The sequence below is a fragment of the Micromonospora sp. CNZ303 genome, from assembly GCF_004345505.1.
Genome location: NZ_SLVT01000006.1, coordinates 313,810 through 334,839, shown reverse-complemented (window position 1 = coordinate 334,839; position 21,030 = coordinate 313,810). Strand labels below are relative to the sequence as shown.

Annotated in this window: 17 protein-coding genes, 1 rRNA gene and 2 pseudogenes; 13 read left to right on the top strand and 7 right to left on the bottom strand. The window is 75.8% G+C overall.

The features are described 5' to 3' along the window. A 5S ribosomal RNA gene (rrf, locus tag EV374_RS13120) occupies nucleotides 1-93 on the top strand; the annotation flags it as partial. Nucleotides 94-157: 64 nt separating this feature from the next. Here the strand turns inward: rrf and EV374_RS13115 are convergent. After that, nucleotides 158-1,234, bottom strand: a complete 1,077-nt coding sequence (locus EV374_RS13115) for a spore photoproduct lyase family protein (RefSeq protein ID WP_207914141.1) — start codon at nucleotides 1,232-1,234, stop codon at nucleotides 158-160. An 86-nt stretch (nucleotides 1,235-1,320) separates the two neighbouring features. Here EV374_RS13115 and EV374_RS13110 point away from each other — a divergent pair, with 86 nt between their 5' ends. Continuing rightward, nucleotides 1,321-2,070: a DNA glycosylase gene (locus EV374_RS13110; protein WP_132235015.1), complete on the top strand. Its 750-nt coding sequence runs from the start codon at nucleotides 1,321-1,323 to the stop codon at nucleotides 2,068-2,070. 135 nt (nucleotides 2,071-2,205) lie between these two features. Here EV374_RS13110 and EV374_RS13105 read toward each other — a convergent pair whose 3' ends face one another. From EV374_RS13105 to EV374_RS13095, 3 genes are read right to left on the bottom strand one after another with little or no spacing between them, the layout of a single operon-like run. Continuing rightward, nucleotides 2,206-2,505 (bottom strand): BON domain-containing protein, encoded by a 300-nt coding sequence (locus EV374_RS13105; protein WP_132235013.1) that lies wholly within the window; start codon nucleotides 2,503-2,505, stop codon nucleotides 2,206-2,208. Between the two features lie 54 nt (nucleotides 2,506-2,559). Continuing rightward, nucleotides 2,560-3,216, bottom strand: coding sequence for an STAS domain-containing protein (locus EV374_RS13100; RefSeq protein ID WP_132235011.1), 657 nt, complete (start codon nucleotides 3,214-3,216; stop codon nucleotides 2,560-2,562). Next, on the bottom strand, nucleotides 3,213-3,584 hold the full coding sequence (locus tag EV374_RS13095) for a GlsB/YeaQ/YmgE family stress response membrane protein (RefSeq protein ID WP_132235009.1): 372 nt from the start codon (nucleotides 3,582-3,584) through the stop codon (nucleotides 3,213-3,215). The genes EV374_RS13100 and EV374_RS13095 overlap by 4 nt, the downstream gene beginning before the upstream one ends. A gap of 174 nt (nucleotides 3,585-3,758) precedes the next feature. Here EV374_RS13095 and EV374_RS13090 point away from each other — a divergent pair, with 174 nt between their 5' ends. From EV374_RS13090 to EV374_RS13080, 3 genes are read left to right on the top strand one after another with little or no spacing between them, the layout of a single operon-like run. Further along, nucleotides 3,759-4,433, top strand: coding sequence for a response regulator transcription factor (locus EV374_RS13090; RefSeq protein WP_132235007.1), 675 nt, complete (start codon nucleotides 3,759-3,761; stop codon nucleotides 4,431-4,433). Beyond that, a complete protein-coding gene (locus EV374_RS13085; RefSeq protein ID WP_132235005.1) occupies nucleotides 4,430-5,785 on the top strand; it encodes a sensor histidine kinase in 1,356 nt (451 codons plus the stop codon). The genes EV374_RS13090 and EV374_RS13085 overlap by 4 nt, the downstream gene beginning before the upstream one ends. Next, entirely contained in the window at nucleotides 5,782-6,375 is a 594-nt protein-coding gene (locus EV374_RS13080) for a GerMN domain-containing protein (protein ID WP_132235003.1), read from the top strand. Before EV374_RS13085 ends, EV374_RS13080 begins: the two co-directional genes overlap by 4 nt. A gap of 195 nt (nucleotides 6,376-6,570) precedes the next feature. Here the strand turns inward: EV374_RS13080 and EV374_RS13075 are convergent. Together EV374_RS13075 and EV374_RS13070 are read right to left on the bottom strand one after the other, a co-directional pair. After that, a pseudogene (locus tag EV374_RS13075) lies at nucleotides 6,571-8,232 on the bottom strand (sulfatase-like hydrolase/transferase); the annotation flags it as partial. A gap of 211 nt (nucleotides 8,233-8,443) precedes the next feature. Further along, nucleotides 8,444-9,196: pseudogene (locus tag EV374_RS13070) on the bottom strand (CDP-alcohol phosphatidyltransferase family protein); the annotation flags it as partial. Nucleotides 9,197-9,288: 92 nt separating this feature from the next. On the opposite strand from EV374_RS13070, the gene EV374_RS13065 reads away from it, so the two are divergent. Genes EV374_RS13065 through EV374_RS13035 form a run of 7 tightly spaced genes read left to right on the top strand, consistent with a single transcriptional unit; the run spans nucleotide 9,289 to nucleotide 14,868 of the window. Then, nucleotides 9,289-10,269, top strand: coding sequence for a zinc-dependent alcohol dehydrogenase (locus tag EV374_RS13065; protein WP_132234997.1), 981 nt, complete (start codon nucleotides 9,289-9,291; stop codon nucleotides 10,267-10,269). Between the two features lie 3 nt (nucleotides 10,270-10,272). After that, nucleotides 10,273-10,671 (top strand): 6-carboxytetrahydropterin synthase, encoded by a 399-nt coding sequence (locus EV374_RS13060; RefSeq protein ID WP_132234994.1) that lies wholly within the window; start codon nucleotides 10,273-10,275, stop codon nucleotides 10,669-10,671. Beyond that, on the top strand, nucleotides 10,672-11,709 hold the full coding sequence (locus tag EV374_RS13055) for a glycosyltransferase family 4 protein (protein ID WP_132234991.1): 1,038 nt from the start codon (nucleotides 10,672-10,674) through the stop codon (nucleotides 11,707-11,709). Next, entirely contained in the window at nucleotides 11,706-12,530 is an 825-nt protein-coding gene (locus EV374_RS13050; protein ID WP_132234988.1) for a methyltransferase domain-containing protein, read from the top strand. Before EV374_RS13055 ends, EV374_RS13050 begins: the two co-directional genes overlap by 4 nt. A 16-nt stretch (nucleotides 12,531-12,546) precedes the next feature. Then, nucleotides 12,547-13,515 carry a lysylphosphatidylglycerol synthase domain-containing protein gene (locus EV374_RS13045; protein WP_132235079.1) on the top strand — a complete coding sequence of 323 codons (969 nt, stop codon included), beginning with the start codon at nucleotides 12,547-12,549 and terminating at the stop codon, nucleotides 13,513-13,515. 11 nt (nucleotides 13,516-13,526) lie between these two features. Next, nucleotides 13,527-14,183, top strand: coding sequence for a GTP cyclohydrolase II (locus EV374_RS13040; RefSeq protein ID WP_132234985.1), 657 nt, complete (start codon nucleotides 13,527-13,529; stop codon nucleotides 14,181-14,183). Continuing rightward, nucleotides 14,176-14,868 carry a dihydrofolate reductase family protein gene (locus tag EV374_RS13035; RefSeq protein ID WP_132234982.1) on the top strand — a complete coding sequence of 231 codons (693 nt, stop codon included), beginning with the start codon at nucleotides 14,176-14,178 and terminating at the stop codon, nucleotides 14,866-14,868. The genes EV374_RS13040 and EV374_RS13035 overlap by 8 nt, the downstream gene beginning before the upstream one ends. Here EV374_RS13035 and EV374_RS13030 read toward each other — a convergent pair. Next, entirely contained in the window at nucleotides 14,835-15,971 is a 1,137-nt protein-coding gene (locus EV374_RS13030) for an FUSC family protein (protein WP_132234979.1), read from the bottom strand. The genes EV374_RS13035 and EV374_RS13030 overlap by 34 nt on opposite strands. 334 nt (nucleotides 15,972-16,305) lie before the next feature. Between EV374_RS13030 and EV374_RS13025 the strand changes: the two genes are divergently transcribed. Continuing rightward, nucleotides 16,306-20,859, top strand: a complete 4,554-nt coding sequence (locus EV374_RS13025; protein ID WP_132234976.1) for a HAMP domain-containing protein — start codon at nucleotides 16,306-16,308, stop codon at nucleotides 20,857-20,859. The last annotated feature ends 171 nt before the right edge of the window (nucleotides 20,860-21,030 follow it).

Sequence of the window (21,030 nt, the reverse complement as noted above, 5' to 3'; positions counted from 1 at the left end):
ACGCCCGGTTACATTCCGAACCCGGAAGCTAAGCCCTCCAGCGCCGATGGTACTGCACTCGGGAGGGTGTGGGAGAGTAGGACACCGCCGGACAATCTTTCAGTTCAGGGCCACCCTTCGGGGTGGCCCTGAACTGCTTTCCGTGAACGGGAGCCCGTCAGAACGCGTAGCGGACCCGGCAGTACGGCGCCTTCGTGGCGATCAGGTCCGTCAACGCCGCCACGTAGGCGCCCTTTCTGCCGGTGCGGTACCGCACGTTCCAGCCGCCGGTCTGCGACCGCTTCGGCTGCTGGAGATCCGGCCGCCAGAGGATCTCCTCGGCCTTCGGGTGCCAGCCGAGGTTCACCTCGTGCAGCCGGTCGTTGTGGGTCAGGAAGATGACCTCGGCGGCGAGCTGTGCCTTGGCGGCGGGCCCGAGCGCGTCGTCGAGCTGGTCGAGCAGCTCCGCCCAGTCGTCCAGCCACCCGTCGCGGACCACCACCGGGCTGAAGTTGACGTGCACCTCGTAGCCGGCCGCGACGAAGTCGTCGACGGCGGCCAACCGCTCCGCGACCGGGGACGTCCGGATGTCGAGCAGCTTGGCGTCGCGGGCCGGCATCAGCGAGAACCGGACGCGGGTCCGGCCCCGGGGATCCCAGTCGAGCAGGTCACGGTTGACGTGCTTCGTGGCGAACGTGGCCTTCGCCGTGGGCAGGCCCCGGAACAGCGTCACCAGGTCCCGGACGTTGTCGGAGATGCGGGCGTCCAGCGAGCAGTCGGAGTTCTCGCCGATGTCGTAGACCCAGGCGGCGGGGTCGCACTGGTTCGGCTCACCCTTGACGCCCTGCCGACCCACGTGCCGGCCCAGGTAGCCGGTGATCCGGTCGATGTTGGCGAAGACCGTCACCGGGTTGCTGTAGCCCTTGCGGCGCGGCACGTAGCAGTAGGCGCACGCCATCGCGCAGCCGTTCGCCGTGGACGGGGCGATGAAGTCGGCCGAGCGGCCGTTCGGGCGGGCGGTGAGGGACTTCTTGACCCCCAGGACCAGGGCCTCCGTCTTGATCCGCACCCACCGGGCCACATTCGTCTCGTCGCCGTACAGCTCCGGGATGCGGGAGTGGCTCTCGACCTCGACGCGCTCCGCGTCGGGAAAGCGCTCCAGCACGGCCCGCCCACGGGGCAGCGCGGCGGCCTCCGGCTCCACGTAGATCCGCCGGATGTCGAACAGCCGCGGGTGCGGGGCAGCGTCGGTCACGAAAGGGACAACTGCGGACCGATCGGTGTTGTTCCCGCGCTCCGGACGCGCCGTTTTCGTGCCCGTGCCGCGGGTACCCGGACCGCATGCCCGAGGGCCACCTCGTCCACCGGTACGCGCGCGAGCAGCACGCCGCCCTCGCCGGGCAGGTCCTCGCCGTGTCCAGCCCGCAGGGCCGCCTCGACGCCGGCCCGTACGACGGGCGGCGGTTGCGCGCGGTGGAGGCGTACGGCAAGCACCTGCTCTACCACGTCGACGACGCGCCGGCCCTGCACGTGCACCTCGGCATGCGCGGGCTGTTCCTGCGCCACGACGACCCGGCCGTCCCGCCCCGCAAGGGCGTCCGGCTGCGCCTGGCCCGCGCCGGCGTCGCGTACGACCTGATCGCGCCCATCCGCTGCGAACCGCTCCCGGACGACGGCGAGCGCGCGCTGCGGGCCTCGCTCGGCCCGGACCCGCTGCGCGCCGACGCCGACGGCGAGGACGCCGTACGCCGGCTCGGCGCCGCCAGGGGCGCGGTCGGCGCGGCGCTGCTCGACCAGGCGGTGTGGGCGGGCCTCGGCAACGCCTGGCGGGCGGAGCTGCTCTTCCTCGCCGGCCTCGACCCCGACGCCCGGGCGGTCGGGCCGGCACCGGCCCGCCGGCTGTGGGAGCTCACCGTCGGACACCTGACGCTGGGCCGCGACGCCGGCCAGGTGGTCAGCGACCCGGCGGCGCCCGACGAGCGGTGGGTCTACAAGCGGCCGACCTGCCGGCGCTGCGGCGCCCGGGTGCGCACATGGCAGCTGGGCGGTCGCACGGCGTACGCCTGCCCGGTCGACCAGCCTGCGACCTGACCCGTCCCCGGGACGCCGGCCCTCCGGGGATCGGACTCGGCCGGGAGGACCGGTCCACCCGGCCGGACGCCGCGGCGGTCGTCGGGAGCGGGCGCTCGATGAAGGGGCCGGCGTTCAGCGTTCAGTGGCGGGCGTTCAGTGGCGGGGCCGGCGCGAGGCGGCGAGCCGCAGGGCGTTGCAGACGTCGGCGACCCCCCGGACGTCCCAGGCGATCTCGCCGGCCACCCGCCGGGTCTCCGGGCCGGTCACGATGCCCGCGAGGATGACGACGCGGTTCTGCACGGTCACCACGATCTGCTGGCGACGGGTGGTCCAGTCGCTGCTCAGCCGCTGGGCGACCAGCGCCGCCAACCGGCCGTTCTCGTCGTCCGGCGAGGGGCCCGGCGGCTCGGGGCGGAACCCGCCCTCGTCCGGGTACGGCCAGGGGATGCGCATGGCGTGCTTCCTCTCGATGGTCGGCGGCCGGGCCACCCCGGCCCGGCGATCGGATCAGCGGGACGACGCGTCGGTCACCGCCGCCGCACGCAGGCCGCGCGGATCCGGCCCGGCGGCGACGGCCGCCAGCCCGGCGGTGTCACCTGCCCCGCCCGGGGAGAGCCGCCGGAACGCCTCCTGCGGGCTCGCGAAGACCGGGAACAGCCCGTCGAGCCGCATGGTGTGCAGCACGGTGCGGATGAAACGGGACGGAGCGGCCAGGCAGAGCACGGCGCCGCGCTCCCGGGCGTCGCGGTGGGCCCGGACGAGCAGCGCGAGCCCGCCGGCGTCGATGAGGTGCACCCGGGTCAGGTCGACCACCACGTGCCCGCCGACATCCACTGCCTGATCCAGCGCGGACCGCAGCTCGTCGGCGGTGTCGACGTCGACGTTCCCGGCGGCCGTCGCCGCCGCGACGTCGTCGAGGTGGTCCACGCCCGGCACCCCGCCCTGACCGGTGGCGTCGGCGTCGCCCCCGCCCGCGAGACCCGGCAGGCTGCACCGGGGACAGCGGTGCGGGCCCGTGGCGAACGGCGAGCCGCTCCAGCCGTGTTCGGCCACCAGGGTCCAGACGACCTCGGCGTCGGGCAGGACGCAGGCGGTGCCCGTGGTCGTGTCCCCGCAGCTGTCGCAGATCAACGTCATCAGGTGCTCGTCCGGTACGACGGTCATCGTGTCTTCCTCCACGGGAGGTCGGGCCGTGCCACGCGCCGGCCCGCGACCGGCGGCGTCTGGGCGGTGTCGAGGTCCGGCCCCGTCCCGCGCGGCGGGGCGGCGGTGCGCCGGGGACCGGCCGTGGCCGCCACGAGGGCGACGCCGACGACAGCCGAGGCGGCCGGCACGCCGACGCGCCACGCGCCCGACCGGTCGGTGTCGAGGCCGACGATGCGGGCCAGGATGACGCCGAGCAGCGCGGTGACGATCCCCGCCACCAGGGCCAGCCAGGCCGGCACCTCCCGCCGACGTGGGGTCACCCACCAGCCCGCCCCGGCGACGAGGAGACCGACGGCGAGCGCGGTGAGGAGACCGGCGACGGTCATCTGGTCCCTCCTGCCGGGCCGGCTGGCCGACGGCAGCCGGCCCACGGGTGTTTCCCCACCACCCTCGGCGCCGCCCGTGGCGCGGGTCACGCGGTTGTATGACAGTTGCGTGACAAAACCGCCGAACGCCGGACACGGTTGGGCGCCCGTCGCCGCCTTGGGGATGATGCCGGTATGACGGACGTGCTGGTGATCGAGGACGACGACCGGATCCGTCTGGCGTTGCTGCTCGCGCTCGAGGACGAGGGCTACCGCGTCCGGGGCGTGGCCACCGCCGAGGAGGGACTGCTGCGGCAACGCCGGGAGCCGGCCGACACCGTACTGGTCGACCTGATGCTGCCGGGCCTCGACGGCTTCGAGTGCATCCGACGGCTGCGCCGCGACGACGACGTGCCGATCGTGGTGGTCAGCGCCCGCGACGACACCCACGACATCGTCGCGGCACTGGAGGCGGGGGCCGACGACTACGTGGTCAAGCCGGTGGCGATCAAGGAACTGTCGGCGCGGCTGCGCGCCCTGCGGCGCCGGGCCCGGGCGACGCCCGAGCCGGTACCGGTGCTCACCTTCGGGCAGCTGGAGATCAGCCCGGACGCCGGGGAGGTACGCCTGGCGGGGCAGCCGGTGCCGGTCACCCGCACCGAGTTCCGGCTCCTGTGCGAGCTGGCCGAGCACGCCGGCCGGGTGCTGTCGCGCCACCAGCTGCTGCAACGGGTCTGGGGCTACGACACCGGCGACGAGCGGCTCGTCGACGTGCACGTGGGTCGGCTGCGGCAGAAGATCGAGGACGATCCGGGCAACCCCCGGCACCTGGTCACCCTGCGCGGCCTCGGCTACAAGCTGACCCGGTGAGACGCCTCGGACTGCGGGCCCGGGTGTCCGCCGGGTTCGCGGTCGGCGCGCTGCTGCTGTCGGCCTCGATGGCGCTGGTCTCCTACGAGCTGACCAGGCGATCCCTGCTGGACGAGCGGGAGCGCACCGCCGTGCGGGCGGCGTACTTCGACGCGGCGGTGGTGCGTACCGGCCTGGACACGGAGGCCCCCGACGTGGTGGAGGTGCTGCGGTCCCTCGACACCGGCGGCAACCGCCGGCCGCTGCTGCACCGCGGCGACGACTGGTACGCCCGTACGGCCGACGCCGGCCTGACCGCCGCCATCCCGGTCGACCTGCAACAGCTCGTTCACGCCGGGGAACCGGCCGTGCAGCGGGTCCGGGTCAACGGCCAGCCCACCCTGCTCGTCGGCCTGCCGTTGGCCCCGTCCACCAGCTACTACGAGCTGACGTCGCTGCGCGAGCTGGACCAGACCCTGCGGGTCCTGGCGCTGGCACTGACCGCCGTGGCCATCGTGGTCGCCGGGTCCGGCGCCGCCCTGGGCTGGTACGCCACCCGGCACAGCCTGCGGCCGCTGACGGCGGTGGCCGACGCCGCACAGGAGATCGCGGCGGGCAACTTCTCCGCCCGGCTCGCCGCGACCACCGACCCCGATCTCACCCGGCTCTCCACCTCGTTCAACCACATGGTCGACCAGCTCTCCCGGCGGATCGAGCGGGACCGGCGCTTCGCCGCCGACGTCAGCCACGAGCTGCGCTCGCCGTTGCAGACCCTCTCGGCCGCGGCCAGCGTCCTGGCCCGTCGCCGGGCCCACCTCGACGAGCGCACCGCCACCGCCGCCGGCCTCGTGGCCGACGAGATCACCCGGTTCCAGCAGCTGGTCGACGACCTCATCCAGCTGGCCCGCAGCGACCAGCCGGTCGACCGGACGCCGGTCGACGTGGCGGCGCTGGCCCGGCGCGTCTGTCAGGTCCGTGGGCTGCCGGCCACGCTCGTCCGGGTCGGCGCGGGTGTGCCGCCCACCTGGCTGGTCGACGAGCGTCGGGTCGAGCAGATCCTGGCCAACCTGGTCGACAACGCGCTGCGCCACGGCGGCGGGCCGGTGGCCGTACGGCTGTCGCAGCGGGACGGGACGGGGATCGTCGAGGTCGACGACGAGGGGCCGGGCGTGCCGCCGGAGGACCGTGACCCCATCTTCGACCGCTTCGTCCGTGGCCGGGCCGCGCACTCGCGGGCCGACGGCGACGGCACCGGGCTCGGGCTGGCCATCGTCGCGCAGCACGCCGCCGCGCACCGGGGGCGGGCCGGCGCGGGCGACCGCCCCGGCGGGGGCGCCCGCTTCCGGGTCGAGCTGCCCGGGGTGCTGCCGTGACCCGCCGCGCGGGCCGGTGGCGGGCCGTCGGCGGCGCGCTCGTCGTGCTGGGGCTGCTGGGCGGCTGCGGCGTCCCGACCGAGGGCGCCCCGCGCGCCGTGGCACCCCCGCCCGGGCCGTTCCCCTCGCCGGGGGCGATCGTGGCGACACCGACCCCCACCCTGACCGCGGGGCGGACGACGGAGGTCCTCTGCTTCGTCAGCGACGACCGGCTGGTCCGCGTCGAGCGTCGGGTCGACGGCACGCCCACCGTCGACGCCCAGCTCCAGCACCTGCTGGCCGGTCCGACCACCGCCGAGCGCGACCGGGGCCTCACGACGGCGCTGCCCGGGGCCGTCCCGGTCGCCGCCGCCCGGCCGCGGGGCAACGAGGTCGACGTGGACCTCGGCGGGGCCGGCGACGAGACGGGCCGCAGCGACGAGGTCCTCGCCTTCGGGCAGATCGTCTGCACCCTCACCGCCCGCTCCGACGTCGACACCGTGGCCTTCTTCCGGGCCGGAGCCCCGCTGGGGGTGCCGCGCGCCGACGGGGCGCTGTCCCGCCGGCCCCTGACCGCCGACGACTACGCCGGCCTCGTGGCACCCCGCTGACGGAACCGGCCCGTGCCGCGAACACCCCGACGGGCCCGCGCCCGACGGCGCCCCGCCCGGTGCCCCGGGGTGGCCCGCTCGGTGCCCCGACGCGGTCTCCGTCCGGTGCCCCGACGGTGGCCCTCGCCCGGTGCTGCGGAGGTGGGCCGTCGGGCACTCCGGGGGCGGGCCGCCCACGGTGTCGCGTGGGCGTGGTCAGCCGCCGAAGGCGGTGAGGAACCGGTCGCGGAAGGCGTCCATCGGCCAGACCGGCGCGCGCGGCCCGGGCCGGAGTCCGTCGTCCCAGCCCCATCCCGAGATCCGGTCGAGCACGGCCGGGTCCCGGGCGACGACGGTGACCGGCACGTCCCGGCTCGCCCCGGCGCCGGTGACGACCGGAGCGGGTTGGTGGTCGCCGAGGAAGACCAGCACGAGGTCGTCGTCGCCGTGGGGCTCCAGGTAGGACACGAGGGTGCCCAGGGAGTACTCGACGGAGCGGCGGTAGCCGGCGCGGGGCTGCGACGACGGGTTGCCGGTGCTCTCGCCGTGGAAGACGCTCCCGTCGCCGACCCGAGACCAGTCGACGAGTCGCGGGATCTTCGTCCAGGGGGAGTGGCTGGACACGAGCGCGATCTCGGCCATCACCGGGGCGCGATCCGCCCGGGAGCGTTCCAGGCGTTCGAAGGTCGCCAGGGTGTACTGGTCGGGCATCGGGGCGTAGCTGAACTTCGGCCCCCGGTAGTCGAGGCTGCGGGCGTCGTAGAAGCGTTCGTAGCCGAAGAAGGCACCCTCCGGCCAGGGCCGGGTGGCGGCCGGCATCACCCCCACCGTCCGCCACCCGGCCCGCCGGAAGGCGCCGCCCAGCGTCAACCGGTCGCTGGCCAGCAGGCTGCGGTGCCGCTGGTCGTTCTCCACCCACATGCCGGACAGCAGCGTGGCGTGGGCCAGCCAGCTGCCGCCGCCGGTGGTCGGCGAGGTGAGGAACCCGCTGCGCGAGGCGAAGCCGGCGGCCCGCAGCCGGCGGTCCCCGTCGGCCAGCACGGCGCCCACGCCCGGGGCGTACTCCGGGTTCTCCACCGCGTCGCGCCCGTAGCTCTCCACGAAGGCGACCACCACGTCCTTGCCGCGCAGCGCGGTCAGCAGGCGGTCGCCGGGGGCGTCCCGGAACGCGTCGACGCCGACCTGGGCCGCGAAGACCTCCCGGTCGCGCAGCCGGGCGCGTACCTGGCGGGCGTGGTCGCCGACCAGGTCGGTCGCGGCGGCGTCGGCCACCGGCACGCCGGGGGACACCCGCACGCCGAACGTGGCGCAGGCCAGCCAGGCCACCACCAGTGCGGCGACCGCGCGCCGGGTCGTGGCGCGGTGCCGCACCAGCAGGGGGGTCAGCCGCAGCACGGACCGCGTCGTCGCGAGGAGCACGGCGGCGAGCAGCAGCACGGCCGCGACGCCCGCCCCGGCGGCGCCCGCCCGCCCGACCGAATCGGTGAGGAACCCGAGCGCGTCGTCGAGCAGGGCCCAGTCGAGCACCAGGTCGAAGGGGCGGCCGAGGGTCGCGAGGAAGCCCAGGTCGGCGACCTTCAGCAGGGCCAGCAACCCGAGCAGCGCGCCGGCGAGCGCCGCCACCGGCCGCCGCGCGCGGGCCGGCAGGGCGAGCAGCACGGCGACCGCGAGCAGGCCTTCGACAGGCACCCGCACGAACGCGCCGGGTGTGAGCCGGGCCGGCTGGTGCGGCGCGGTCAGGGCGACCAGAACGAGCAGGGCGGCCAGCGCGGTCGTCACCCGCGCCGCGCCCCGCCGCCTCCCGCCCGCTCCGTCGAAGGTAGGGCCGCGCGCCCCGACGACCGACCGGCCGGTTTCGGGCGGCGACAAGGGCCGGCTGTTCGCGGGCGGCGACGAGTTTGCGAAGGGCGACGGGGGCCGGCCGTTCGTGCGCGGCGACGAGGTCGGCTCGGTCGCGGGCGGCGACGGGGGCCGGTCGGTCGCGGGCGGCGACCATGTCGGCTCGGTCGCCTGCGGCGACGGGTGCCGGCTGTTCGCGGGCGGCGCCGGGGGCCGGTCAGTCACGGGCGGCGACGAGGTCGGGGCGTACCGCCGCGGGCCGGATCCGGCGGCGCGGGGCGCCCGGCGGCGCCGCCCGGGCCGAGCGGCGCCGCCACAGCCATCCGACGTCGCGGCCGAACGACTCGACGAGCAGGGCCAGCGCGACCGCCAGCACCAGCGCGTCGCCCGGCCCGGGCAGCACCCCGGCGGCCGCGACCAGCAGCAGCACGCCCTGCGCCGCCGCGACGACCTTGCGCCAGTACCTCGGGGGCAGCGGCCGGCGCAGCCAGGGCAGCACCCACCCGGCGGCGACGAACGCGTACCGCATGCCGCCGAGGGCGAGCACCCAGGCGCCCACGGCGGGCGCGACGGCCGCCCCGAGGACGAGGATGAGGAACGCGTCGACCTCCATGTCGAAGCGGGCGCCCAGCGCGCTGGCGGTGCCGGTGCGCCGGGCCACGTACCCGTCGACGGCGTCGAGGGCCAGCGCCACGGCGGTGAGGGCGACCAGCACCCCGGCCGACGCGGCCCGGTCGACGGCGGTCGGGGCGAGCGCGTCCCCGGTCAGCGCCGTCACGCCGCCGACGAGGAGCGCCCGGGCCAGCGTCACCCGGTCGGCCGGCCCGAGGGCGTACGAGCCGGACCGGCGCAGCCCCCGGTCGAGGATCAGGCACAGCGCCGCCCCGTACGCGGCCCCGGCGAGCCAGCCCGCCGGGCCGAGACCGACCGTCGCGGCCAGCCCCGCCAACAGGACAATCTGGACGATCAGCCCGATCGCCGGGCCTTTTCGAACCGTGGGCACCGTGCCTCCGTGTCTATCGTCGACGACATCCGACAGGAACTACGGGAAATACCGCCGTTCGGTTCGCCCCGGATGCGGGTGAGGAGGAGCCGGTGACCGGTGAGGCGCGCGCCTTCTGGCTGCGTACGCCCGGCGAGGGTGAGATCCGGTCGGCTCCGCTCGCCGACCCCGGCCCGGACGAGGTGCTCGTCCGCAGCCGGTACTCCGGCGTCAGCCGGGGCACGGAGACGCTGGTCTTCGCCGGCCGCGTCCCCGCCGACCAGCACGCGGCGATGCGCGCCCCGTTCCAGGAGGGGGACTTCCCGGCGCCGGTGAAGTACGGCTACCTCAACGTGGGGGTGGTTGAGCGGGGCCCGGCCGAGCTGCGCGGCCGGACCGTGTTCTGCCTGCACCCGCACCAGACCGCGTACGTGGTCCCGGCCGCCGCCGTGGTGCCCGTGCCGGACGCGGTGCCGCCCGCCCGCGCGGTGCTCGCCGGGACGGTGGAGACGGCGGTGAACGCGCTCTGGGACGCCGCGCCCCTGGTCGGCGACCGGGTGAGCGTGGTCGGCGGCGGCATGGTCGGCTGCTGCGTGGCGGCGCTGCTCGCCCGCTTCCCCGGCGTGCGGGTGGAACTGGTCGACACCGACCCGGCCCGGGCGACCGTCGCCGCCGCGCTCGGCGTCGGCTTCGCCCCGCCGGCGGAGGCCGCCGGCGGGCGGGACCTCGTGGTGCACGCCAGCGCCACCGCCGCCGGCCTGCAACGCTCGCTGGAGCTGCTCCGGCCGGAGGGCACCGTCGTCGAGCTGAGCTGGTACGGCGACCGCACCGTCGCGCTGGCGCTGGGCGGGGCGTTCCACTCCGGACGGCTGAGCGTGCGCGGCAGCCAGGTGGGCGCCGTCGCGCCGGCCCGACGGGGCAGCCGCAGCTTCGCCGACCGGCTGGGGCTCGCCCTGGAGCTGCTCGCCGATCCCGCCTTCGACGCGCTGCTCACCGGCGAGTCCCGCTTCGCGGAGCTGCCCGACGTGCTGGCCCGGCTGACCGCCGGCAGCCTCCCCGCCCTGTGCCACCTCATCACCTACGACGGAGAGTGACCCGTGTTCAGCGTGACCGTCCGGGACCACATGATGATCGCCCACAGCTTCCGGGGGGAGGTGTTCGGCCCGGCGCAGCGCCTGCACGGGGCGACCTTCGTCGTGGACGCCACCTTCCGCCGCCCCGACCTCGACGCCGACGGCGTGGTGGTCGACATCGGGCTCGCCACCGACCAGCTCAAGGCGGTGCTCGGGGAGCTGACCTACCGCAACCTCGACGACGACCCGGCCTTCGCCGGGGTGAACACGACCACCGAGGTGCTGGCCCGCGCGGTCGCCGACCGCCTCGCCGAGCGGATACGCGCCGGCGACCTCGGTGCGGGCGCGCGCGGCCTGGCCGGCATCACCGTCACCCTGCACGAGTCGCACGTCGCCTGGGCCAGCTACGAACGGTCACTCTGAATGGCGACGGTGCACGTCGTGCTGCCGAACGACATCGACGACCCGGCCGAGCCGAGCGGCGGCAACGGCTACGACCGCCGGCTCTGCCGGGGCCTCGCGGCGGCCGGCTGGACGGTCCGCGAACACGCCGTGCCCGGCGACTGGCCCCGCCCCGACCGGGCCGCGCGCGCCGGGCTCGCCACGGTGCTCGCGACGCTGCCCAACCGGGCGCCGGTCCTGCTCGACGGTCTGGTCGCCTCCTGCGTGCCGGAGGTGCTCGCCCCGCACGCCCGGCGGCTGCGCCTCGTCGTCCTCGTGCACCTGCCGCTAGAGCACGACGCCGAGGCCGCCGCCCTGGCCGCCGCCGGCGCGGTCGTCACCACCAGTGAGTGGACCCGGCGGCGGCTGCTCGACCGGTACGCGCTGCCGGCCGACCGGGTGCACGTCGCCCGGCCCGGCGTGGACCCGGCCCCGCCCGCGCCCGGGTCACCGGCCGGCGGGAACCTGCTCTGCGTCGCCGCCCTCGCCCCGCACAAGGGGCACGACGTGCTGGTGGAGGCCCTGGCGGCGGTCGCCGACCTGCCCTGGGGCTGCGTCTGCGTGGGGCCGCTGACCCGGGACCCGGGGTTCGTGGCGGCCCTGCGGCGGCGGCTGAGCGGGCACGGTCTCGCCGACCGGGTGCGCCTGGTCGGCCCGCGCACCGGGGCGGCCCTGCACACCGCGTACGCCGCCGCCGACCTGCTGGTGCTGGCCTCGCGCCGGGAGACGTACGGGATGGTGGTCACCGAGGCCCTCGCGCGGGGCGTGCCGGTGCTCGCCACGGCGGCCGGCGGGCTGCCCGAGGCCCTGGGCCGTGCGCCCGACGGCGCGGCGCCGGGACTGCTCGTGCCGCCCGACGACCCGGCGGCCCTGGCCGGCGCGCTGCGGCGCTGGCTCGGCGAGCCCGACCTGCGCCGGGCGCTGCGGCGGGCGGCGCGCGGGCGGCGGCGCACGCTCGACGACTGGACGGTCCCCGCGACGGTCGCGGGCGCGGTGCTGGCCGGGACGGTCGCGGCATGACCGGGCACCTGCCGCCGCACTTCGCGCACTGGCTGGCGCTGCGGGAGCCCGCCGACGCGGCGGCCCGCGCCGAGGACCTGGTGGATCTGGTCCGCCCCCGGCTGGCCGGCGCCGGACCGCTCGTGGTGCACGACCTCGGCGCCGGCACCGGCGCGATGGGCCGCTGGCTCGCGCCGCGGCTGCCCGGCCCGCAGCACTGGATCCTGCACGACGCCGACGCCGACCTGCTCGCCCGCGCGGCCGCCGGGATGCCCGCCGTCGCCGGCGACGGTGGCCCGGTCACCGTCGAGGTCCGCCGCGGCGACCTCACCCGGCTGACGGCCGCCGACCTGGCCGACGCGTCGCTGGTCACCGCGTCCGCGCTGCTGGACATGCTCACCGCGGCGGAGATCGAGCGGCTCGTCGCGGCCTGCGCCGGGGCGGGCCGCCCGGCCCTGCTGGCCCTGTCGGTGACCGGCCGGGTGCGGCTCACCCCGGCGGATCCGTGGGACGGGCGGATCGCCGCCGCCTTCAACGACCACCAGCGACGCACGGTCGACGGACGCGCCCTGCTCGGGCCGGACGCCGTGCACGCCTGTGCGGCGGCGTTCGCCCGGCACGGCGTCGACGTGGTCCTGCGGCCCAGCCCGTGGCGGCTCGGCCCGCAGCGGGCGGAGCTGGCCGGCGAGTGGTTCACCGGCTGGCTCGATGCCGCCTGCGAGCAGCGGCCCGAGCTGACCGGCCCGACCCGGGCGTACGCCCGCCGGCGCCGCGCCGAGATCGCCGCCGGCCGGCTCGACGTGCTGGTCGAGCACCTCGACCTGCTGGCCGGCGGTGGCTGAACCGGGCGCCCCGCCGGTGCGCGCCCGCCGGCGGGGCGCGCGTCCGGGACGGGCCCGGCCGGTGGCGCGCCGGTGCTGGCCGTGGGTGCGGACGCTCGGTGGCGGGGGCGTGCTGGCCGTGCTGCTGGGCTGGCTGGGCGCCGGCCCGTTCCTCGCCGGGCTCCGCCTGGTCGACGGTCCGGCGCTGGCCGCCGCCGTCGCCATCGGAGCGCTGACCACGGGCTGCTGCGCCTGGCGGTGGAGCATTGTCGCCAACGGGCTGGGGGTGCGGCTGCCGCTGCCGACGGCGCTCGCGCACTGCTACCGGGCGGTGTTCCTGAACTCGACTCTCCCCGGCGGTGTGCTCGGCGACGTGCACCGGGCGGTGCGGCACGGCCGCGACGTCGGCGACGTCGGCCGGGGGGTCCGGGCGGTGGTGTGGGAACGCGTCGCCGGGCAGGTCGTGCTCGCCGCCGTGGCGGTGGTCGTGCTCGCCGCGTTCCCGTCGCCGGTGCGGCCCCACCTGCCGGCGGTGGCGGCGCTGCTGGCCGCCGTCGGGCTGGGCGTCGTCCTGCTGGCCCGCGCGCTGCCCGCCGCCGGGCCGTCGCGGTGGGCGCGCGCGGCGCGTGCGGCGGTGGCCGACGTGCGCGCCGGGCTGCTCGGTCGCCGCGCCTGGCTGGGCGTGCTCGTGGCCTCCGCCGTGGCCGTCGCCGGGCACCTCGCGACGTTCGTGCTGGCCGCGCGCACCGCCGGCTCCACCGCGCCGCTGACCCTGCTGGTGCCGCTGACGCTGCTGGCGCTGCTGGCCATGGGGGTGCCGGTGAACGTCGCCGGCTTCGGCCCGCGCGAGGGCGTGGCCGCGTGGGCGTTCGGCGCCGCCGGCCTGGGCGCCGCCGAGGGCGTCGCCACCGCCACGGTGTACGGGGTCCTGGTGCTCGCCGCCAGCCTGCCCGGCGCCGCCGTCCTGCTGGTCCGCCGTGCCCGCGTGCCCGCCGGCACCGTCTGACGAGGAGCCCGATGCCCGAGTCCCCGCCCGCCGCCACGGTCCGTACGCAGGTCACCGTGCCGCTGCGGTTCCCCGACGGATACCTCACCACCGCCCGGGTGTTCTCCTTCGACGGCCTCGTCGACGGCCGGGAGCACCTCGCGTTCGGCCTGGGCGACCGGGCCGGCCCCGTCGACAGGGCCGCGACGCGCCCGTCGCCGCCGCTGGTCCGCCCGCACAGCGAGTGCCTGACCGGGGACGTGTTCGGCAGCCGGCGCTGCGACTGCGGCCCCCAACTGCGCGAGGCGGTCGAACGCATCGCCGACCCCGGCGGCTACCTGCTCTACCTGCGGCAGGAGGGACGCGGCATCGGCCTGTACGCCAAGCTCGACGCGTACGCGTTGCAGGACGCCGGGCTGGACACCTACGAGGCGAACCTGGCGCTGGGCCACCGGCCCGACGAGCGGGACTACACCGTGGCCGCGCAGATGCTCGCCGCCCTGGGCGTGGACCGGGCCGCCCTGCTGAGCAACAACCCGGACAAGGCCGCACAGCTTCAGCGGCTCGGGGTGACGGTCACCGCGCGCGTACCCACCGGGGTGCACCTGTCCCCGGCGAACGCCGGCTACCTGGCGGCGAAGGCCGGGCGTGGCGGGCACGCCCTCGACCTGTCCCTCGTCCGTGACTGACCGCCCGTACGTCCTGCTCAGCTGCGCCACGTCGATGGACGGCTACCTCGACGACGCGAGCGGGCAGCGGCTGCTGCTGTCCAACGAGGCCGACCTGGACCGGGTCGACGCGGTCCGGGCGGGCTGCGACGCGATCCTGGTCGGCGCGGGCACGGTCCGCCGCGACGACCCGCGTCTGCTGGTCCGTTCCGCACGGCGGCGCGCCGAGCGCGTCGCGCGGGGCCTGCCCGCCTCCCCGGCCAAGGTGACGGTGACCGGCTGCGGCGACCTGGACCCGACGGCCCGCTTCTTCACCACCGGCGACGCCGACCGGATCGTCTACTGTGCCACCCCGGCCGTGGCGAAGACGGGGGAGCGGCTGGCGGGCCGGGCCACCGTCGTGGACGCGGGCGAGCCGGTGGACCCGGCGTGGCTGCTGACGGACCTGGCCGGCCGGGGGGTGGACCGGCTGATGGTGGAGGGCGGGGCGAGCGTGCTCGGGCAGTTCCTCACCGCCGGCCTCGCCGACGAGCTGCACCTGGTCCTGGCGCCGTTCTTCGTCGGTGACGGGCGGGCGCCCCGGTTCGTCGGCGACGGGAGCTTCCCCTGGCATCCCGGCCGCCGGGCGCGGGTGGCGGAGACCCGCCAGATCGGCGACGTCGTGCTGGTCCGCTACGCGCTCTCGGAGCGCTGCGACGCCACCTGAGCGGGCACCACCCCGAGCGCCTCGTCGACCCGCTCCAGCACGGCGTCGTCGTCGTGGCCGACCCCGCGCAGCAGGTCGATGGCGGTCGCCCGGATCTGGCCGACGATCATCGTGACGGGCAGCTCCGGGTCGGACGCGAGCAGCCGGCCGGCGACCCGGACCGCGGTCATGGCCGCCTCGTCGGCCCGGGCGGCGTGCCGGGCGGCGTCCTCGCCGGTCAGGTCCGTCGCGACGGCCTCGCCAGCGGCGCGTACGGCGGCGGCCAGGGCGGGGATCGCGTCGCCCAGCTCCGGCGGCGTGTCGGCGCACAGCCGGGTCAGCGTCACCGCGGCGCGGGCCAGGACCCGGACGTTGCGCACGGCGTAGTCCAGCTGCCGGGCGGTCGCCTCCACCTCCCGTACCTGCCCGACGTGCCGCCGCCGGCGGACCCGGAACCGCAGCGTCTCCCCGGTGGCCCGGACCGCCGTGCGCAGCCGGTCCACGCAGTCGTCCAGCTCCCGGGCCCGGTCCAGCGCCGTCCGGGCGGCGGTCCCGTCGCAGCGGGCGAGCGCGTCGTCGAGCGCGTCGAGCACCCCGGCGAGGTCGGCGAAGCTCTGCCGGGCCTCCCGCACCAGCGGGGCGAGGGGGTCGCGGGCCGTCAGGAGCTGGCTCGCGGCCAGCGCGACCGCGCCGCCGATCAGCGCGTCGACGAACCGGAAGGGCATCAGCGTGCCGCTGGGCGCGGCGACCGCCATCAGGTACATCGCGGAGACCGCCGCCTGCACCACGAGGGTGGTGCGGGCCCCGATCGCCACCATCAGGCCGGTGGTCAGCAGCAGCACCAGGAAGACGGTGCCGGTGCCGGGGCCGAGCGCGTACACCAGCAGTTCGGCGACGAGCACCCCGGCCGCGACCCCGAGCAGGATCTCCACCGTCTGCCGGACCCGCCGCCCCCGTGCCTCGCCCAGGACGACCAGCGCGGCCGTGGGCGCGAAGAACGGGTCCGGGTGGCCGATCACCCGCGCGGCGAGCATCCAGGCGACGGTCGCGGCGAGGGTCAGCTCGACCACGGTCATGCCGTCGTCGCGGATCCGCCCGCGCGCGCCCCGCCACCACTGTCGCACCGTCGGCACCCCTCTTCCGGTCGGGGCGCGCTCCACGCCGGACCCGTTCGCCGGGCCGGCGTCGAGGACCGCCCCGGCGAGTCCCCCGTTCCGGTCGGACCGGTTCGCGCGTCGCCTCTACCCGCGCCGCGCCCCTGGTAACCGTGCCGGTGCGCAGCCGCCGGACGGCCGGCGGCGCGGCGTGCCGGCCGGCGCGCGTGCGGCGACCGGGCTGTGCATACTTGCGCGGTCGATGTTGTGCCGGCGGGCGGGCCCCCGGCTGCTGCGCGAGGTGGTTGTGGTGGTCGAGAAGACGGCGTCGCGGCGCAACCCGGCGACCGGAGGGGCTGGGGCGATGGCTGACCCGGGGCTCCGGCAGCTGCTGGCCGGCCTGACGGCGGTACGCGACGGTGACTTCGGCACCCGGCTGCCGGAGGACGCCGACGGCCTGCTCGGGGAGATCGCCACGGTCTTCAACGGCATGGTCGACCAGTTGTCGCTGTTCACCTCCGAGGTGACCCGGGTGGCCCGGGAGGTCGGCACCGAGGGGCAGTTGGGCGGCCAGGCCGAGGTGCCCGGGGTGTCGGGCACCTGGAAGGACCTCACCGACTCCGTCAACGCCATGGCGGGCAACCTGACCGACCAGGTCCGCGACATCGCCGAGGTGGCCACGGCGGTGGCCCGGGGCGACCTGTCGCAGAAGATCACCGTGGACGTGCGTGGCGAGATCCTGGAGCTGAAGATCACCATCAACACGATGGTGGACCAGTTGTCGTCGTTCGCCGACGAGGTGACGCGGGTGGCCCGGGAGGTCGGCAGCGAGGGCCGTCTCGGCGGCCAGGCCGAGGTGCCCGGCGTGGCCGGCACCTGGCGCGACCTCACCGACTCGGTGAACTTCATGGCCGGCAACCTGACCAGCCAGGTCCGCAACATCGCCCAGGTCACCACGGCCGTGGCCCGGGGCGACCTGTCGCAGAAGATCACCGTCGACGCCCGGGGCGAGATCCTGGAGCTCAAGAGCACCATCAACACGATGGTGGACCAGCTGTCGTCGTTCGCCGACGAGGTGACCCGGGTGGCCCGCGAGGTCGGCACCGACGGGCGGCTCGGCGGTCAGGCCCAGGTCAGCGGCGTGGCCGGCACCTGGCGCGACCTCACCGACTCGGTCAACTCGATGGCGGTCAACCTCACCGACCAGGTGCGCAGCATCGCGCAGGTGGCCACGGCGGTGGCCCGGGGTGACCTGTCGCAGAAGATCACCGTCACGGCGCACGGCGAGATCCTGGAGCTGAAGAACACCATCAACACGATGGTGGACCAGCTGTCGTCGTTCGCCGACGAGGTGACGCGGGTGGCCCGCGAGGTGGGCACCGAGGGGCGCCTCGGCGGCCAGGCGGACGTCAAGGGCGTCTCCGGCACCTGGAAGGACCTCACCGAGTCGGTCAACGTCATGGCGGACAACCTCACCGCCCAGGTGCGCAGCATCGCCGAGGTGACCACCGCCGTGGCGAAGGGCGACCTGACGCAGAAGATCCGGGTCGACGCGCGCGGCGAGATCCTGGCGCTGAAGGAGACCATCAACACGATGGTCGACCAGCTCTCCGCGTTCGCCGACGAGGTGACCCGGGTGGCTCGTGAGGTGGGCACCGAGGGCCGCCTCGGCGGCCAGGCCCGGGTGTCCAACGTGGCCGGCACCTGGAAGGACCTCACCGACAACGTCAACGAGATGGCCAACAACCTCACCAACCAGGTGCGCTCGATCGCGCTGGTCGCCACCGCCGTCGCCCAGGGCGACCTGAGCCGGCAGATCACCGTGGAGGCCAAGGGCGAGGTGGCCGTGCTCGCCCAGACCATCAACACGATGGTCGGCACGCTCGGCGCGTTCGCCGACGAGGTGACCAGAGTGGCCCGCGAGGTGGGCACCGAGGGGCGCCTCGGCGGCCAGGCGCGGGTGCCGAACGTGGCCGGCACCTGGAAGGACCTCACCGACAACGTCAACTCGATGGCGAACAACCTCACCGGCCAGGTCCGCAACATCGCCCAGGTCACCACCGCCGTGGCCCAGGGCGACCTGACCAAGAAGATCGACGTCGACGCGCGCGGCGAGATCCTGGAGCTGAAGACCACCATCAACACGATGGTGGACCAGCTGTCGTCGTTCGCGGCCGAGGTGACGCGGGTGGCCCGGGAGGTCGGCAGCGAGGGCCGCCTCGGCGGCCAGGCCGAGGTCGAGGGCGTCTCCGGCACCTGGAAGCGGCTCACCGAGAACGTCAACGAGCTGGCCGGGAACCTCACCCGCCAGGTGCGCGCCATCGCCGAGGTGACCAGCGCCGTGGCCACCGGCGACCTGACCCGCTCCATCACCGTGGACGCCCCCGGCGAGGTCGGCGAGCTGAAGGACAACATCAACTCGATGGTGGAGTCGTTGCGCGAGACCACCCGCACCAACCAGGAACAGGACTGGCTCAAGACCAACCTGGCCCGCATCGCCGGCCTGATGCAGGGCCACCGCGACCTGGACGTGGTCGCCGGTCTGGTGATGAACGAGCTGGCCCCGCTGGTCTCCGCGCAGCTCGGCACGTTCCTGCTGGTGGACGACGGCCCCGACGGGACCGGCCTGCGGGTCGTCGGCGGGTACGGGCACGACACCTCCGGCCGCCGGTACGCCCTCGGCGACTCCCTCGTCGGGCAGGCCGCGGTGAGCAAGCGGGCCATCGTGGTGGACACCGTGCCGGCCGACTACGTCACCGTCTCCTCCAGCCTCGGCGCCGCCGCCCCGCTGCACCTGGTGGTGCTGCCGATCCTGTTCGAGGACCAGGTGCTCGGCGTCATCGAGCTGGCCAGCATGAGCCGCTTCACGGAGGTGCAGCGCGACTTCCTCGACCAGCTGACCGAGACCATCGGCGTCAACGTCAACACCATCGTCGCCAACGCCCGTACCGACGTGCTGCTCACCGAGTCGCAGCGCCTCGCCGCGGAGTTGCAGGCCCGCTCGGAGGAGTTGCAGGCCCGCTCCGAGGAGCTCCAGCGCTCCAACGCCGAGCTGGAGGACAAGGCGGCCCTGCTGGCCCGGCAGAACCACGACATCGAGACGAAGAACTCCGAGATCGAGCAGGCCCGGCAGGAGCTGGAGGCCCGCGCCCAGCAGCTCGCCCTCGCCTCCAAGTACAAATCGGAGTTCCTCGCGAACATGAGCCACGAGCTGCGTACGCCGCTGAACTCGCTGCTCATCCTCGCCCAGCTGCTCGCGCAGAACCCGAACCGCAACCTGACCGCCAAGCAGGTGGAGTACGCGACGGTCATCCACTCGGCCGGCACCGACCTGCTCCAGCTCATCAACGACATCCTCGACCTGTCCAAGGTGGAGGCCGGGAAGATGGACATCAACCCGGAGACCTTCGAGCTGGCCGCGCTGCGCGACTACGTCGACGCCACCTTCCGGCCGCTGACCACGCCCCGGGGCCTGGAGCTGGAGATCAGCACCGGGCCGGGCGTGCCGACCGAGCTGCACACCGACGAGCAGCGGCTGCGGCAGGTGCTGCGCAACCTGGTCTCCAACGCGGTCAAGTTCACCGAGAAGGGGCGGGTGCGGCTGCGCATCGAGCGGGCCGCACCGGGCGAGCTGCCGGAGGGGCTCGCCCAGACGGACGTCGTCCTCGCGTTCCGGGTGATCGACACCGGCATCGGCATCGCCGAGCAGCAGCTGACCGCGATCTTCGACGCCTTCCAGCAGGCCGACGGCACGACCAGCCGGCGGTACGGGGGCACGGGCCTCGGGCTGTCCATCAGCCGGGAGATCGCCCACCTGCTCGGCGGCCGGATCCAGGCGCGCAGCGTGCTCGGCCAGGGCAGCACGTTCACCCTCTACCTGCCCGTCGGGCCGGTGCCCGCGGGGACCGGCGAGGCGGCCGGCACGGACGACCGCCCGACCGGCGCGCCGCCGGTCGCGGGCCGTGCCGGCGCGCTGCCCTGGACGTCGCCGGCCACCCTGCCATGGACGCCGCCGGCCACCCTGCCATGGACGCCGCCGGCCACGCTGCCGCCGGCCGTGACCCTCCAGCCCGGCGAGGTCCGCCGGATGCTGGTGCTGGAGCGCCACGACAAGGGGCTGCTGACGCTGCTCGCCCAGGGCGTCGCGGCCGACCTGGGCAACGCCCACCCGCCGGTGGAGATCTCCACCGCGGTGGACGTGGCCTCGGCGGTCGAGGCGCTCGCCGCCGGGCGGCACCACGTCCTGGTGCTCCAGCTCGACCTGCCCGACGACGGCGGTACGAACCTGCTGAAGGCGCTGCACGACGATCCGGCGCTGCGCGCGGTGCCCGTGCTCGCGTACCACGGACACCCGCTGCCGGCCGGCTCGCAGGCCCTGGTGCAGGCGCTGACCCACGAGCGGCCGCTGGAGGTCCTGCGCAGCCTGGACGACCTGCGCGAGCGGATCGCCCTGCACCTCACGGCGGTGACGCCGGAGCGGGTGCTGCCGTTCGCCCCGGTGCTGCCCGACGTCCGTCCCGTCGCCGACGCCCTGCCCGGCGACCTGGCCGGGCGCAAGGTGCTGGTGGTGGACGACGACGCGCGCAACGTCTTCGCGCTGACCAACATCCTGGAGCTGCACGGGCTCGACGTGGTGTACGCGGAGAACGGCCGGCAGGGCATCGAGACGCTGATGCGCCACGACGACATCGACCTCGTGCTGATGGACGTGATGATGCCGGAGATGGACGGCTACGCCGCGACGGCGGCCATCCGCGCCATGCCCCGCTACGCCGACCTGCCGATCATCGCGGTGACCGCGAAGGCCATGCACGGCGACCGGGAGAAGAGCATCTCCTCCGGCGCCAGCGACTACGTCACGAAGCCGGTCGACGCCGCCGACCTGTTGCAGTGCATCCACCGCTGGCTGCACGGCTGAGGGCGTCCCGCCGCGCCCCCGGGCAGCTCCGCCCCCGGCCCCCGCCCCCGGCGGCGGGGGCGGGGCGAGTCGGATTTCGGCCCGTCGCCAATGCGACTCGCCGCATCCGCGCGGTGACGCCGGGTGCTCCCATGTCTCCCACTGGTCCGCACCGGGCGGGCCGAGGGAAAC

Coding starts and splice junctions, on each gene's coding strand:
- EV374_RS13050 (WP_132234988.1), top strand. CDS start 11,706: ATGACCGGGCACCTGCCGCCGCACTTCGCGCACTGGCTGGCGCTGCGG.
- EV374_RS13110 (WP_132235015.1), top strand. CDS start 1,321: ATGCCCGAGGGCCACCTCGTCCACCGGTACGCGCGCGAGCAGCACGCC.
- EV374_RS13055 (WP_132234991.1), top strand. CDS start 10,672: ATGGCGACGGTGCACGTCGTGCTGCCGAACGACATCGACGACCCGGCC.
- EV374_RS13100 (WP_132235011.1), bottom strand. CDS start 3,216: ATGACCGTCGTACCGGACGAGCACCTGATGACGTTGATCTGCGACAGC.
- EV374_RS13105 (WP_132235013.1), bottom strand. CDS start 2,505: ATGCGCATCCCCTGGCCGTACCCGGACGAGGGCGGGTTCCGCCCCGAG.
- EV374_RS13040 (WP_132234985.1), top strand. CDS start 13,527: ATGCCCGAGTCCCCGCCCGCCGCCACGGTCCGTACGCAGGTCACCGTG.
- EV374_RS13095 (WP_132235009.1), bottom strand. CDS start 3,584: ATGACCGTCGCCGGTCTCCTCACCGCGCTCGCCGTCGGTCTCCTCGTC.
- EV374_RS13090 (WP_132235007.1), top strand. CDS start 3,759: ATGACGGACGTGCTGGTGATCGAGGACGACGACCGGATCCGTCTGGCG.
- EV374_RS13025 (WP_132234976.1), top strand. CDS start 16,306: ATGGCTGACCCGGGGCTCCGGCAGCTGCTGGCCGGCCTGACGGCGGTA.